14 protein-coding genes are annotated in these 13,259 nt (G+C 40.5%); 5 read left to right on the top strand and 9 right to left on the bottom strand.

Annotated features, from left to right (window positions below):
• Positions 1–293: 293 nt before the first annotated feature.
• Positions 294–707: a plasmid mobilization protein gene (locus EZE20_RS22200; protein ID WP_132121905.1), complete on the bottom strand. Its 414-nt coding sequence runs from the start codon at positions 705–707 to the stop codon at positions 294–296.
• Between the two features lie 570 nt (positions 708–1,277).
• Between EZE20_RS22200 and EZE20_RS22195 the strand changes: the two genes are divergently transcribed.
• The 4 genes from EZE20_RS22195 to EZE20_RS22180 all read left to right on the top strand — a co-directional run bounded on the left by EZE20_RS22195 (position 1,278) and on the right by EZE20_RS22180 (position 5,482).
• Positions 1,278–2,048 (top strand): ParA family protein, encoded by a 771-nt coding sequence (locus EZE20_RS22195; protein WP_132121903.1) that lies wholly within the window; start codon positions 1,278–1,280, stop codon positions 2,046–2,048.
• Positions 2,029–2,502 (top strand): hypothetical protein, encoded by a 474-nt coding sequence (locus EZE20_RS22190; protein ID WP_132121901.1) that lies wholly within the window; start codon positions 2,029–2,031, stop codon positions 2,500–2,502. The genes EZE20_RS22195 and EZE20_RS22190 overlap by 20 nt, the downstream gene beginning before the upstream one ends.
• A gap of 1,006 nt (positions 2,503–3,508) precedes the next feature.
• Positions 3,509–4,465 (top strand): ParA family protein, encoded by a 957-nt coding sequence (locus tag EZE20_RS22185; protein ID WP_132121899.1) that lies wholly within the window; start codon positions 3,509–3,511, stop codon positions 4,463–4,465.
• A gap of 3 nt (positions 4,466–4,468) precedes the next feature.
• The gene (locus EZE20_RS22180) at positions 4,469–5,482 is read left to right on the top strand and encodes a hypothetical protein (protein ID WP_132121897.1); all 1,014 of its coding nucleotides are present in this window, start codon (positions 4,469–4,471) and stop codon (positions 5,480–5,482) included.
• 84 nt (positions 5,483–5,566) lie between these two features.
• On the opposite strand, the gene EZE20_RS24175 is transcribed toward EZE20_RS22180, so the two are convergent.
• The 4 genes from EZE20_RS24175 to EZE20_RS22165 form a co-directional block, all read right to left on the bottom strand.
• Positions 5,567–5,722 (bottom strand): hypothetical protein, encoded by a 156-nt coding sequence (locus EZE20_RS24175; RefSeq protein ID WP_165933546.1) that lies wholly within the window; start codon positions 5,720–5,722, stop codon positions 5,567–5,569.
• Between the two features lie 321 nt (positions 5,723–6,043).
• Complete coding sequence (locus EZE20_RS22175; RefSeq protein WP_132121895.1) at positions 6,044–7,066, bottom strand: nucleoside hydrolase-like domain-containing protein; 1,023 nt, start codon at positions 7,064–7,066, stop codon at positions 6,044–6,046.
• A 168-nt stretch (positions 7,067–7,234) separates the two neighbouring features.
• The gene (locus EZE20_RS22170; RefSeq protein ID WP_132121893.1) at positions 7,235–7,492 is read right to left on the bottom strand and encodes a hypothetical protein; all 258 of its coding nucleotides are present in this window, start codon (positions 7,490–7,492) and stop codon (positions 7,235–7,237) included.
• A gap of 169 nt (positions 7,493–7,661) precedes the next feature.
• Positions 7,662–8,216 (bottom strand): hypothetical protein, encoded by a 555-nt coding sequence (locus EZE20_RS22165; RefSeq protein ID WP_132121891.1) that lies wholly within the window; start codon positions 8,214–8,216, stop codon positions 7,662–7,664.
• 313 nt (positions 8,217–8,529) lie between these two features.
• Between EZE20_RS22165 and EZE20_RS22160 the strand changes: the two genes are divergently transcribed.
• Positions 8,530–8,952 carry a carboxypeptidase-like regulatory domain-containing protein gene (locus EZE20_RS22160; RefSeq protein ID WP_132121889.1) on the top strand — a complete coding sequence of 141 codons (423 nt, stop codon included), beginning with the start codon at positions 8,530–8,532 and terminating at the stop codon, positions 8,950–8,952.
• A 288-nt stretch (positions 8,953–9,240) separates the two neighbouring features.
• On the opposite strand, the gene EZE20_RS22155 is transcribed toward EZE20_RS22160, so the two are convergent.
• The 4 genes from EZE20_RS22155 to EZE20_RS22140 form a co-directional block, all read right to left on the bottom strand.
• The gene (locus EZE20_RS22155) at positions 9,241–9,705 is read right to left on the bottom strand and encodes a recombinase family protein (protein ID WP_228713956.1); all 465 of its coding nucleotides are present in this window, start codon (positions 9,703–9,705) and stop codon (positions 9,241–9,243) included.
• A gap of 64 nt (positions 9,706–9,769) precedes the next feature.
• The gene (locus EZE20_RS22150) at positions 9,770–10,147 is read right to left on the bottom strand and encodes a hypothetical protein (RefSeq protein WP_199879941.1); all 378 of its coding nucleotides are present in this window, start codon (positions 10,145–10,147) and stop codon (positions 9,770–9,772) included.
• 607 nt (positions 10,148–10,754) lie between these two features.
• Complete coding sequence (locus tag EZE20_RS22145; protein WP_132121887.1) at positions 10,755–12,881, bottom strand: DEAD/DEAH box helicase; 2,127 nt, start codon at positions 12,879–12,881, stop codon at positions 10,755–10,757.
• 2 nt (positions 12,882–12,883) lie between these two features.
• Positions 12,884–13,259: Hachiman antiphage defense system protein HamA (locus EZE20_RS22140; protein ID WP_132121885.1), on the bottom strand; the 376-nt coding region annotated here is incomplete at its 5' end.

Raw genomic sequence — 13,259 nt, 5'->3', positions numbered from 1 at the left:
TACTTTCCAATGGTAGCACGTGGTCTGCCTAGCTGATTACCTTTGATTTTCGCTCCGGTTTTTATTCTTCTCTCAACCGTTTCACCTATGGGGCTATAAGGTAAACTGTTTGCTTTGACGGCAGCGCTCAGTTGATTTCCATGCTGTTCTGTCACGTAGCAGGACAAACCCCAGGACTGTTCGTTTTTTCTTACCGAGACTACGTGAATATGACAACGTTCCATATCAAAAAGTTGGTAAGAAATTTAGGATTGCCCTGAGTATTCCCGTTTAGTTTCCTGTTTTTATCTTCCTCAATTTGCATTAACCCATTCCAGCTGCCTGCTGCTACCTTCGATTTCATTGACCATTGAATGAAAAGGCGTGTACCGGTATGTTAGCTCATCCCCTCTTTCCAGACCTTGTGTAATCAGTTTTTGGGTTACCCCCATTCGCAGGATTTCCTCCCTCATTTCACGAATTAGTGATAGCATCCTTACCTGAAAGTCATCCCTTTTGGGCCTAGCCAACAGGGGTTTATCCAGGCAAATTGCCCGGATAAATTTGTTTACATCCATGGACATTGTCGTGTTTTTTCGTTTTTGCAGTTGTTCGTACTCATCCTTTGTAAAGCGTACTTTGATAATCTTTTCGCTTCTCTGTTCTTTGGGTAATGCTGGCCTCCCACCCTTGTAGAATGTATGATTGGTTGTCATTTCTTTCTTCATTGTTTCTTAATTTAAACCTGTCTCAGTCTAACCCCGCCTATACTTGTGTCTACAAAAACACATCTTACTATGCCGATTCTTTGCTTACAGTGCTACGCTACCTTACACTACCAGAATAGGTAGCTCGTGTTGTTTTCCTTGCAGTTCATTTTCGCAGCGTATCCTTTCTGGGTTCTATGTGATGAGTCATTTTTTTCTGTATAAGCCACTTTGTTGATTAATCATTTATGTGACTTGTCATGAAGTCATTATGTCAACAAGTCATTTAGTGGAGGAATTAACTTGTAAATTGATTATGAGATTAACTAGTTATTAGGTTTTGAAGTTGATCAAACGGTTCATCAACCCCTTGATCAATAAGTCTCTTAATCTATTAGTTGATTTAATAATTTGTTGACAAGTTGACAAAATGATTAGTGGATCAAATGATTACATAACAAATTGATGAGTTGATTAATTATTTTGTCAATTAAATGATTTGTTAATCAATTGGTTAAATGATCAATCAATAAGTTATGTTGTCATTAAGTAAATTAATCCTTTAATTTGACCATCAAAATAAATAACCCTATGAAAACTCAATCCCTGGAATCATCACATGAGGCTAGTGCCGGTCAGCCAACTGCACCGGTCGTTCTGGCATTTGCCACGCAAAAAGGTGGAATGGGTAAAACGACACTATCCGTTTTGGTCGCATCCTGGTTACATTATAAATGTGGAGTCAAGGTGGCCATACTTGATGTGGACGGATCCCAACTTTCGGTTTATAATCAACGCTTGAGCGAGCACGAGCATATGGATGAGGAAACAGCGCTTCGGTTAGATAAGCAGGACATTGAACCTTATGCCATTCACGCCGGAAACCCGGCGGACGTACCGGCGCTGCTTGCGAACCTGGCGCCTGATGTACAATTGGTGTTGATTGACATGCCGGGGAGTATTGATGTAGATGGTTACGAAACGGCAATTGCCACCCTGGACCACCTCATTGTTCCCATGGAAACCTCGCGATACGCTGTAAGTACGGGATTTAGCTATCTGAACGCCATTCGCCAAATTGAGCTTTTGCCCATTGACCGCTGCAAAGTGGTTTGGAACAAGTACCGGCCGTCGCGCGATGGTGAGATTGCCGACCAACTGGAAGAGCGTTTCGCGCAGTATGGAATCAAATGTCTCAAAAGCCGGATTCCCCAGCGGGATTCCTACCAGGATGCCAGTAATCTTTCGACGCTGTTCCCAATGCCCGCTACCTACCTGCGAAACAGCGGTCTAAAAGACCTTTTTAATGAAATATTAGAACTGATACCAACTATTGAAACACATGAGTCAAAAGAAGAGTAGTCCCAAATTGTCGGACGTTACCCGTCAGGCCAATTCTGCCAGAGCTAGTAAATTCAGCGCTGTAATGATCCCTACGCCTCCGATCAACCGAACTGAACCGCCAGTTGTGGCCCGTCCTCCCGAACCGGTGGAGGAGCCCGTGATCCAGCAGCCAGTGGTGAAACAGGAACAGAAAAAAGAAGCTGAAAAAACCCAGCTAACACCCGTGCACCCGGAATCAACCGCTGCAAAAGCTGCACGGACACGAAAGAGTGGGGGATTGTCTATCGAGGATGTGGTTGGACCACAACCGCCCAGTGACCCGTATCCCCGGCAGGTTCGAATTTCTGAAAGTCACCACAAATTGCTTAGGAGAATCGCCTTTAACCACGAAAAGACCATGAACCACGTACTGTATAACCTGCTGGAATTGCTTGATCAGGCCTATCAGCGCGAACAATCAAAAGGCGAATAAGTTGCTTAGTCATTATACATGGCGGGACTTCACCCGGTAGGATTGGTGCTGCCTTTCAGTTATGTATAAAACCAATACATAGGCATGGATCATGTGCAAATGGTTTTACGGGAAATTGAGCAAACATCCAGAAATCTGAATTCGCTGGCAGAATTATTCTTTGAGACCAAGAGTAACAAACAGGACCTTACGAAATATTCATAAGCCATGAAGTGGCGTCGGCCTGAGAAGCTGGAATTTGTTGCAAGACAAAATGCCATTGATATAGAACCGGTTATAAAGGTCAGTAATTCAGATTCTTAATGATACCAATTACGTCATTAAGGACTGTTACTGCTTCTTGCAAGGGTGCTTTACCGCGTCCAAGGCATAAATTCCTGATCCGGTATTTACTGAGTTTGCCGGCTGTTTCATTGGCGGCCCAATTCAGTAGGGGATGGCGGTCCTGCTGCGACAGAAATTCCTTCAATTTCTGGACGTCATAGTGGGTATTCAAGGTTTATTTTTGAAATTCAGTCAAGGCGATTACAGGTAGTTATGTCATTTTAGATAAAAGCGCAGTTGAATTGTATTTTTGGCCCATGCGTAACATTGCTAGATTGGGTAAAATGTGACATACCTGGTCAGGCAGTTGATACGAATACCCTCGGAAAGAATAAGATGTCTATGAAATAAACAATCAAAAGGGCTAGTCAATGCAGAGCCCACGGATTTGGCGGTTAGTACTTTGATTAGTTTGTTATACCAAAAAGCTATTTCTTACATCATCACAGCTAAACCTGTAGGAGTGGGTGGTTGAGTAATTCATTTCGGTGCGTAATTTGGCACGCCGCGGTGAAAAAGGAAAACGAGTGGTGGACAGATATCGGAAAAACAACTTCCGTTGGTCCTTCTTACAAAAGTGACACCGTGTCACTTTTGTAAAACTTTTTTACTGGTAGGTTTGGATATAAATAACTCCTAACTACCTTTATATGGTAAAAAATAAGAGTTATTTATATCCTATATGATTACTCAGGAAAAGATCGTTGATTTTATTAGGTCCAGGCCCGGACTAAAAATTCCTCCGCTCGAAAAGGAAGCAGGTATTCCCCCGCAAACCCTTTCCAAGGCCCTGTTGGCGAATGCCAGCAAAATTCCCGCCAAGCATCTTCCTGCAATTGAAAAGGTACTCAGACAGTACGGCTACACGGATAATTTCAGCGAAGGGCATCGGCCTGCACAGGTTATTTCAATCGTTAACCATAAGGGTGGGGTAGGGAAAACCACGACCGTCATTAACCTGGCCAAGGCGCTAAGCCTGTATGGCCTTAAGGTACTTATGATTGATATGGACTCACAGGGTAACCTATCCCAGTGCTACAATGTCCACGAACCAAAGCAGCAGGTCATTGACAGTCTGTTATCGGATGCGAACATTCCCATCGTTTCTATCGATGACAACCTTGACCTGGCTCCTTCCGATATCCGGATGGCTGCCCGGGAGAGCGACCTTACTAATTCCATTGGCTCTGAGCGCAGGCTGACCATCAAGATCAACCAGATCAGGGATCAGTACGACTACATACTCATCGATTGTCCGCCCAGCCTGGGTATTTGTACCACCTGCTCGCTGGTGGCCTCGGATGGATGTATCGTACCGATTCAGGCCGAAGCCTCTGCCTATCACGGAGTAGCCAACCTTTTGAACCATATCTCCGACATCCGGACGTACGCCAATCCAATCCTGAACATTAAGGGGTTCGTCTTTACTATGATTGACAAGCGTTTGAATCTGCACGCTGACATGATGGAGCACATCAAAAACTCTTTTAAAGGCGTTCATATATTTGATACGGTTATCAGCCAGTCCAAAGCCGTCAAGGAATCCCAGGTTGCCAAAGAGGATCTATTCACCAGTGATCCTACTTCCGTACCCTGGACTCAATACAAGACATTAGCTACCGAACTCTTAAACCTTTAACACATGGCAAAGACAAGAGCCCTGGATAAACTAAAAGAAAAAACCGCTGACTTAAAGCCTACCGTATTCACCCAGCAGGTTTATATCAAGGAAAACCTGATTGTATTGCCAGAACTGCGAAACCTGATTCCTGCTTTGCAGCAGGAAGAATTCCAGCAGTTGGAAAGTAATCTGCTGGCTCACGGGATTAAGGACCCGCTTACTATCTGGGAGACTACCTCCTCCACAGTTGCCGCCGGTCTTTCTGCCGACAGTCCTTCCCATGAGCTGCTATCCGGCCTGAATACTGCCAATAAGGTCTACGTGCTTATTGATGGCCACAACCGTTACGACCTGGCAAGTGCTCACCAGCTTGATTACCGGATTAATATCGTTGACTTTGAGGATCTGGAAAAGGTTCGGGATTACATGATTGATTTCCAGCTCGGACGCCGAAACCTTACGCCCGAACAGGCCTCCTATCTGCGAGGACTACGGTACAACAAGTTGAAGGAAGGCAACCGGTCGGACCGTATCAATGTAGCCCAACAGCTTGCGGAGGAATACAACGTCAGTACCCGAACCATTAAGCGAGATGCGGATTACGCCAAAGGGGTAGACAGCCTTTCTCCCGGATTGAAGAACGAGGTACTGGCGGGTAAGGCAAAATTGCCCAAAACAGCCGCCAAAGTACTTTCCCGCGATAAACCCGGAAAACCGATTGAGTCGCTGGAAGAGTTGAACAATTTCCTGGAAAAACAACCCAGGTCTCTGCCAGGCCTGGATGATTTGCACGAGCAGTCAGAAAATTCAAAGGATGAAGAATCCCGGCATATGGATGTTTTGATTAAGGATGCTGTACAGGAAGAGCTTTCAAAGGGTAAGGATCCGGTAGGAGGGAAGGCACCTTCCATGGTGGAGGCTACTCAGGCCCTGCGTATAGATTTAAAAGCTCTGGTGGAGAAGGATCTCTCTCAGAAAGAAGTGCTTTACGAAATCATAAACAAGGCAAAATCCCTTTTGGAGCGGATGGATTAACACGGGACAAAAGTGACACGCTGTCACTTTTGTTTTTTAAATTTTTGCTTTGTTGAATTTCAAATGATGAGATTCATACTTTTATCATTCGAGTCGTTCATCGTGCGTATAGGTAAAAGAAGTAGGGGATTGAATCGGTTTTGGAAATTCCATTGACCCCGGCCCCAGGTTGACCGGGTGTTCAAAAGAATTTAAGTAGCATTGCTGCAATGGAAAGAATAGCCAATTAGACTCTCCCATGTACTAGTTACTTATTTTTACTGAATGAAGCCAATTGTTTAAATTTCAGTTTTTAAAGTTCTGCTATGTCCAGGTAACTGTGATACCTGGACTTTTTAATGGGACCTATTCATTACTGCTACGAAGATTAGTCTATAATTTTTTATTTATTGAATGATCAATTTGTATAAAAAATAATTATAGAAGTACGGCAAAACTAATCAGGAGACTAGCGAAGGTGGCCCGGAAAGAAAAAGGCTCGTAGAAAATCATACCGGACCTTGCCCAAAGCGATTTAACCTCCTTGGTCTTACGCTCCTAGGGATATTTCCACCAATGGCACTAATTCTTTCCGTAAATCTTTACAAGTTTTTTTATTAGCGCCTTATACATTCCGGGTCTTTCATTTTCCAAGGTCTGCTTATTATAGACATACATAGCTTTTACCTGGTTCCAACTGGCGCAAGGGTCAGTATAATTCCAGGGAATGGTACCATTGTCATCGGTATAGTAGTTGGGCCTTTCCTGTTCAAACGGTTTTTTGAATTTTCCTGCCCAACTGCTTAGGGTTGGATCGTCAGGATTATGGGAAGGGTCCAAAAGGTACAACACGGATGGGGTATCACCAACTCTGAAATACTGAGCCCAGGGGTGGTCCCGGGTAACAAATTCGATGTGCTCGCCCATTGCTCCAAATTTGGATAACTGCTTAAACATTTCTTTGGGACCTTCTCCCGAAAACATGCCATTGTAGGTCCAATTTATTTCCAGCCACCACATTTTATTAAACCGGGGATCATTATAAATCTCATTTCTACCATCACCATTCCAATTGGGGACATTGCATTCTTCTCCTGCTACTTCATCCTTAGGCCCATATTTAAGACCGGTACCAATTGTAATCAATCTAATTTTCTCACTGATTTCAGGATATTGTTTAAGCGCTTTACCAAAATTGGCCATATTGCCCCAAACCAAAACATACAAGGGTTGTTCGTTGCTTTCAACGGCTGCCTTCCTTAATCGTTCAATGGCATCAGCTGTATTTTTCGCCAGGAGTTCTTCCAGCTTTTTGGCATCCGGAAATCCAAATGACACAAATTTATATTTATCATAGTCTTTCCTGAATGCATCAATAGCCATCTGACAAGCATCCATTCCCTGTTTGTTCCATCGGTCCGGAACGATACCCACAATTTCTAATTCATCGGCATACCAAAACAAATGAACCAATGACTGCCTGTCATCGGGATCACCGCCTCCTATATTAATGTCGGTAAAGACAAACACGCGGTGTTTTGTTGTCTGCGCAGGGCATTGAAAGTGCCATACTATCAGCATTACCAGTAGGAAGAGCCTTTTCATGGTATCTCTTTAAATTTTAGGAATGTTTTGTTTAAGCAAAATTATGCCTTGTACCGATGTATGCAAGCATAAACTGCTGATTTAACCATTGTTGGAATTAAGAAGAGGATTGACTGATTCTTGCTTAGAAAAATTTCCCGAATGAACTATATACCAGGTGTGTTACGCTCAACACATGCTGGAATGTTCACGCCAGGTGGCATCATTGATGTCAAGGGCTTTGGTGAGGTCTTTTATTTCATCCTTTACATCCGCCTGAACCTTTTTGAATTCTTTCCAAGCATCGAAGCCCTTCTGCCCATTGAGTTCCATAAGACGGAGCTCGGAGTTGACATCTTTAAGACCTGATTCCAGGCTCTGAACGGTCTTTGGGGCTTCATCACCCAGGGTTACGAGCCTCAGCCGGGCTACTTCCTCTAAATTCATGGCTGTCGTACACTAGGTTACGATAGCAATTTTAAAGGTAAAAAACTGTCTGGATAGGACTGGAAAAAGGCCCTCGGTCGGAGAGCCTTTAAAAAAGAAAGTCAATTATTTTTACATTAAATTATTTTTTATAATGTAATCTTCCAACAATTTATTATAAAATCAATAGTTACATTTTTACTAATCCACCACCAAAGCCCATTGAATTCATCATTTTTACATTAAGATTTTCGTTTAAAGTATGCATATTATTCATACCATAATAAAAACTTTCCATGTACCTCTGCAATGTACTATCGCACTCGTTACAGTTAGGAAATCCTAGGCAGGGAATCTCCCCAAAATTAAAAATGGGAACGACAAACCATTGATATTCAGTTTGATGAGTTTTTTCAGGGATGATCCAATGACCACTTGTTTTTTTGATGTTATACTTCATTCTATCTGCAATTTGCTCATTAATAGTTCCTCGATGAAACAAACTATCAACCCCCCCGGAAGCATTTACTTTAAAGTAAAAGAAAGCCCAAGTCGGTTGACTTGATTTAGGTTGGCTAGAATAAACACTATCCATTAACCAATTTTCCAAGGTGCATTCATACCCACAATCAAATTTAAACTCTTTGACCTTTGTTTCTAAGGTACCTTCTTTCGTTGATTGTGAGCATCCAAAAAAAAATGTTACCGAAATCAGGAAAATGCTACTGAGGGCATTGCGTGCCATATTTTTGTGTATTAAAGTTTTCATAATTCTTCACATTGCCTCTTAAATGGCGTATTTAGTTTAGAGCTCTGATACATGCAGCCTACCTTGTGTCGTGAAGCTGTACTTCGAATGTTGGTCAACTGAAAGCCTACTTCAAATTCACCAGCTAAATTAATACTATATATATAGTGTTGAGTAAGATGGTGACATAGGAGGCGCTATATTTCTATTATTGCATCAAATGAAGTAAAAGTTTCAATAATGTTACTCTTTGTAACTTGCCTAAGTTCCCAATTTTTTACATTTACAAAGTTTATAAAATCCACCTAGTATGAAATTAAAACTGCCTCTGGGCTTATTGCTTACTTTCTTTGTTTTAACGATTATTTTATGTCTTATTGGGTGCCAACTCGGTGGCCCCGGCAAGCGCGTTACAACTGTTACGGGTCGTGTTATTGATGAGGCGCAACAGCCTGTGGAAAACGTAAGGATTTTTATGACATCTATCGGGTTTCTTAATGGCGGAATTCCAATAGGTGATGGTACTTTTACAGACGCCGAAGGCAATTTTACCCTTGTTGTTGATGTACCAAAAGAGCATAAGCGTGTCACAATCGGTATTTCGTGGGATCTTGATCTAAGCAGAAAATATAAGGACTTTGATTATACGCATGATGGTCTTTCCAGTGGCGTTTGTTGCCCGGCTCAAATTGGCAAAAAGACAAATTATATCTTCACTCTATTTTCTAAGTAGATCCTAATTATCCCAAAAGAAGGAATTTCTAATAAAATACAATAGAGATACGTCTCAGTATTTTTCTTCAAGATCTTATGGATAACGAAGCTCAAATGATAATGTAATATGCAGCTGCAAAGCCTGCTCCGTCATAACTCTGTACAGATTACAGATATTTATCTGAAATCGTAGCATCTGGAAAGTTCCTTTCGGTACCGTTTTACACTGGAAATGCTGATGACAGTCAACTGTACAATTTCGGATACGGACAAATCTTTGTCGATGGCTTTGTTCACTTTGATGGAGTTATCCTGACTTGCTCCGGACGGCCGGCCAATGTGCTTGCCTTTTGCCTTGGCCAATAGTTGGCCGGTGCGGGTCTTTTCCAGGATCATTTCCCGCCGGGCGGTTGGTGCCGTCATTTTCAGCTAAGGGGGCAAAGATGCCGATGACCAATTTGCCTGCTGCCGTGCTGGAATCTATGCCCAAATCTAGGGCTTTGAAAATTATGCCTCGCTGGGCAAATTCTACAATTAGATTTATGAGGTGATCCCGGTTTCTCCCGAGGCGGGAAAAACGGGAGACTACAACGGTATCACCTTCGCGGAGTAAGGAAAGCATTTCGTCCAGGGCGGGGCGCTGCGTGGCAAGTCCGGAAATTTTCTCCTGAAAGATGCGATGGCAGCCGAAATTTTGGAGGGCTTCAATTTGGGTGTCTATGTTTTGGTCTGCGGTGGATACGCGACGGTTGGCCGCTGCCAGCGTATCCAAAGATTTGGTTCATGGGTAGTGTCATTTAGTAGGGTTCATAAAGGTATGGCTTTATGGACTGAAATTATTCCTTCTTTTTCTTCATCAGATAATGATATACGTTTTGATTATTTACGGTAATCGCAAATGCCTGTACAAACTCATACCCGTTAGTGCTCATAAAATTAAGTGCATCAATCATTGAGTTAAATTCGACCAACTTATTATCAGAGTCTCTAACCTGGGTATCCTTAAGAACTAATGCCTTATTGCGCTGCCCAAAATCAATTTCAATTGTAGCTTTGTTGCTAAATAGTCTGGATGTGCCCACAATCTGAATGTACTCGACGTTAATTTCAGAAATAGGAACATCATTGACTGTTTGAGCCGTTGTGCCTGAAATTGAGCATCCAATAAGGAGAAAGCAGAAAATTGTAAGCTTTTTGAACTGAATAAGGGTCATTTTGAATTTGAGTTAAGTTGAAATTAATTGAATGTACATTATTGCTTTTCTTACAATCCCTCCATCAGCTCCTTAAACCTATCCTAGGTGTAGGCTCCGTCGATGCTGTTTTTTTTGAAGACCATGTAGTATTAAACTTTTGACCGGCACGAGCGGCCCAGGTATTACCGAGCCGTATCTCGGTAGGGAACGTCCAGATGATGGTTAACCACCTTATCTTTTCCGATCCAATGAAGGGTAGGCATATCGTGGAATTAGTTAAAAATCTTGTAGGGGTCACAAGATACTTGACCACGGTCAATTTTTCAGCTTCAAAGGAGAAATTTCTGTTTTGTGGGGGGGATGTCTGGCTGTTTTGGATGAGCGTCTGGTTTTCGCTAAGATGGTGTAGATCGGGCTTGGGGTAACGAATAGGTAATACTACAAGTGTGGAATTCATTTCTGGTACTGCCCTGAACTGCTGCTCAATAAAGATTTAAAAGTGCATGATAGAACCTAAAAGCCAAACAGGATTCTGTCCGTCGAAACCACTGCTGATAGAGAACTACAGCCGAAGGTTACAACGTTGAGCCACACTTGTAGCAATACCAATAAGATTGGCGCTTGATTAATTTTGATTAATCGTTATGCCATCATAAAAATAGTCAACAATGTATTTGTCAAATTTGTCGAAAAATTGAAATGAATTTATTTGTTCTTTCCCAATTCGATGAAATATTTCAATTGTATTATGAATGTTTAAATTTTCATCATAGAAGTTAATTATGCCATTTTGATGAAGCTTCCATGATATCATTCGTGGTAAACCATATTCTTCAAGTTGATAAACTACCGAGGGAAGAAATGCATGGGCTACTCTTGAAATAAATGGAGACACATCAGTACCATTATTCAATATTTCTCGTTGCAAAATATTTATGTCACTTATGAGAGAAGACAAGTTGAATGCTGCTATTCTTTCAAGCTTGAAAAATTGCTCGATATCAATATCAAATTCATCAATCTCATCTAATAATTCAGGAATTGTACTTCCCCAATTTTGAGCCAAAATCTTGACAAATTCGACAAATTTTTTGTGCTGGATACCATAAGGTCCGTCTCCCCATTCACCTGGTTGCAGGCTTATTATTTTCCGCAGAAGTCTATCCCATGATTCTGGTTCGTTTGAGTTAAGATATGAAAGACCGTTCCATTCTTCTGGATTGGCCTTCATTTGTTTAGCTGTTTCTTTGACAAAATCAGAATCGTTTGATTGAAATATATTTTCCTTCAATAGCCTATCATAGGTTTCTTTTCCTAGTATATCATACATTTCACTTTTGAACGTAATTATTTTTGAAATCTGTTCATGATTTAAACTTGATCTATAGACCTTTTCATCTAGGTCACCTAAGATTGTATCAGGAAATAGAATATCCAATTGGGTTTGTCCTTCTGGTGGCGGTGGTTCAAGTAAGTATATTTTCCCTATAAAATATTTAAACATTCTTCCACCTCTGCCAATTATATTTTTGTAGGTAAAACTGTCTAAAATGCTATTTCCACCACTTTTTCGATTCCTCCAAATAATGACATTTTCTGCAGAGGTATTAACACCCTCAATAATCGATGAAGTAGAAATGATGTTATTCAATCCATCCAGTTCTTCAAATAATTTTACTTGTATTTGGCTAATAGAACGATGTAGTTGACCATTATGTATTCCTACTCCTCGTTTTACAAGGTTTGTCAACTTCCAATTCGCACCGTAATTTATTGTCAGCCAGTTAGCAAAATCTACCAAAAGTGGTTTGTCAGATATTGGAAGACTTTCATTCAGCAGATTTGATACTTTGTCGATTTGGGGGTATGAAGCTGCGTAAATCAAAGATTTTGTTTTTGTCTGTTCCAAAATCTTTAACAAAATTTCTCCTTTTTGAATTTCTTTTTCAATTTTGTCTCCTGATATATCTTTATACAAATCAAATTTTTCAAGATAAACAGTATTGAAATTTAATTTATCCTCAAAAGACATATCCTTTGTAAAAATATTGTCGCCAATTGAGGTGATGTTTGGGGCTAAAAAATATTTCTGCTTAGCCTTTTGACCTAACTTGATAATGGCTTTTAATAACGAAGGTGACCTCGATTTATCATAGACTGAACTTGCTTTATAAAATTCATCAATTATCAGTATATCAATTTTGTCTAATTTACTAACATAATTCATAGCTCGCTCTTGTGGAAAAATAAAAATATTTTTTTCTCCAAGTTCCGCTTCTGTTGTTGTTATGATTTTATACTGGTGAGCAAATTTTTTATAAATACGCCTTCTTGTTTCATCTGTCAAGGCAATAGTAGGTACAATAATTATTACATTAATAGGTTCGTTTATAGCAATAAAAGCGTCAATTACAAAACTCTTTCCAAAACTAGTCGGAGCACTTACAACAATATTTTCGCCAGAAACTAACCGTTTGAGTAGCGATGATTGTTCCCTATGTAAAGTTGATTGAATGCCACCAATGTCAACTTTAAATACCTCATAAACAAACCTGTCGCTCCAGTTCGCAGTTTCTGGCTTTATGTATGGATACAGACCTGTTTCACGAATTAAATGGTTGACTAATGGTGAATATTCGATTTTATTTATATCGTGAAAATCAAGAAGTCTTATTAATTCGTTTCGAGCCTGAACCTCTTTTTCAGAATTTAAGTATTCATTAATTGTTTGGCAGGTTTCAAATATTTCCATAATTAATTTTTTTTGTAGAAATCCGCTATTGAAACAAATTTATCAATAATTACTTTTTTCAATGGTACTGGAAAGAGTATTAAATGAAATTTCACTTTTGAATACATTGGTAAACCGCCAATTTTTGTTATTTGTTTTTTAAAATATGATTCGGCTCTTTTCTTGTGAAAGGCAATTATTTCGTTTCGATAGTTATCGGAAATTACTTTTTGCTTTTGAGTAATTTCACATTCGTGCAAAAGGAGTATTGGAATAGACTTGATGCAATGCTGATTTTCAAGTAGATAAGTAAAAATTCCATAATCCAGCACATGCTTCCATGGCTGAATCGTGGTTGTCAAGATTATGTGCTCTAATACGGTCAGATATGATACGATA

Origin of the sequence: Arundinibacter roseus, from assembly GCF_004348825.1 — a bacterium.
GTDB classification, from domain to species: Bacteria; Bacteroidota; Bacteroidia; order Cytophagales; family Spirosomataceae; genus Arundinibacter; species Arundinibacter roseus.
The sequence above is the reverse complement of the archived record's forward strand: the minus strand, read 5'-3'. Positions and strand labels throughout refer to the sequence as shown.

Excerpts from the sequence above, each read along its gene's own strand:
- EZE20_RS22200 (WP_132121905.1), bottom strand. The coding sequence starts at position 707 with ATGAAGAAAGAAATGACAACCAATCATACATTCTACAAGGGTGGGAGG.
- EZE20_RS22195 (WP_132121903.1), top strand. The coding sequence starts at position 1,278 with ATGAAAACTCAATCCCTGGAATCATCACATGAGGCTAGTGCCGGTCAG.
- EZE20_RS22190 (WP_132121901.1), top strand. The coding sequence starts at position 2,029 with ATGAGTCAAAAGAAGAGTAGTCCCAAATTGTCGGACGTTACCCGTCAG.
- EZE20_RS22185 (WP_132121899.1), top strand. The coding sequence starts at position 3,509 with ATGATTACTCAGGAAAAGATCGTTGATTTTATTAGGTCCAGGCCCGGA.
- EZE20_RS22180 (WP_132121897.1), top strand. The coding sequence starts at position 4,469 with ATGGCAAAGACAAGAGCCCTGGATAAACTAAAAGAAAAAACCGCTGAC.
- EZE20_RS24175 (WP_165933546.1), bottom strand. The coding sequence starts at position 5,722 with ATGGGAGAGTCTAATTGGCTATTCTTTCCATTGCAGCAATGCTACTTA.
- EZE20_RS22175 (WP_132121895.1), bottom strand. The coding sequence starts at position 7,066 with ATGAAAAGGCTCTTCCTACTGGTAATGCTGATAGTATGGCACTTTCAA.
- EZE20_RS22170 (WP_132121893.1), bottom strand. The coding sequence starts at position 7,492 with ATGAATTTAGAGGAAGTAGCCCGGCTGAGGCTCGTAACCCTGGGTGAT.
- EZE20_RS22165 (WP_132121891.1), bottom strand. The coding sequence starts at position 8,216 with ATGGCACGCAATGCCCTCAGTAGCATTTTCCTGATTTCGGTAACATTT.
- EZE20_RS22160 (WP_132121889.1), top strand. The coding sequence starts at position 8,530 with ATGAAATTAAAACTGCCTCTGGGCTTATTGCTTACTTTCTTTGTTTTA.
- EZE20_RS22150 (WP_199879941.1), bottom strand. The coding sequence starts at position 10,147 with ATGACCCTTATTCAGTTCAAAAAGCTTACAATTTTCTGCTTTCTCCTT.
- EZE20_RS22145 (WP_132121887.1), bottom strand. The coding sequence starts at position 12,881 with ATGGAAATATTTGAAACCTGCCAAACAATTAATGAATACTTAAATTCT.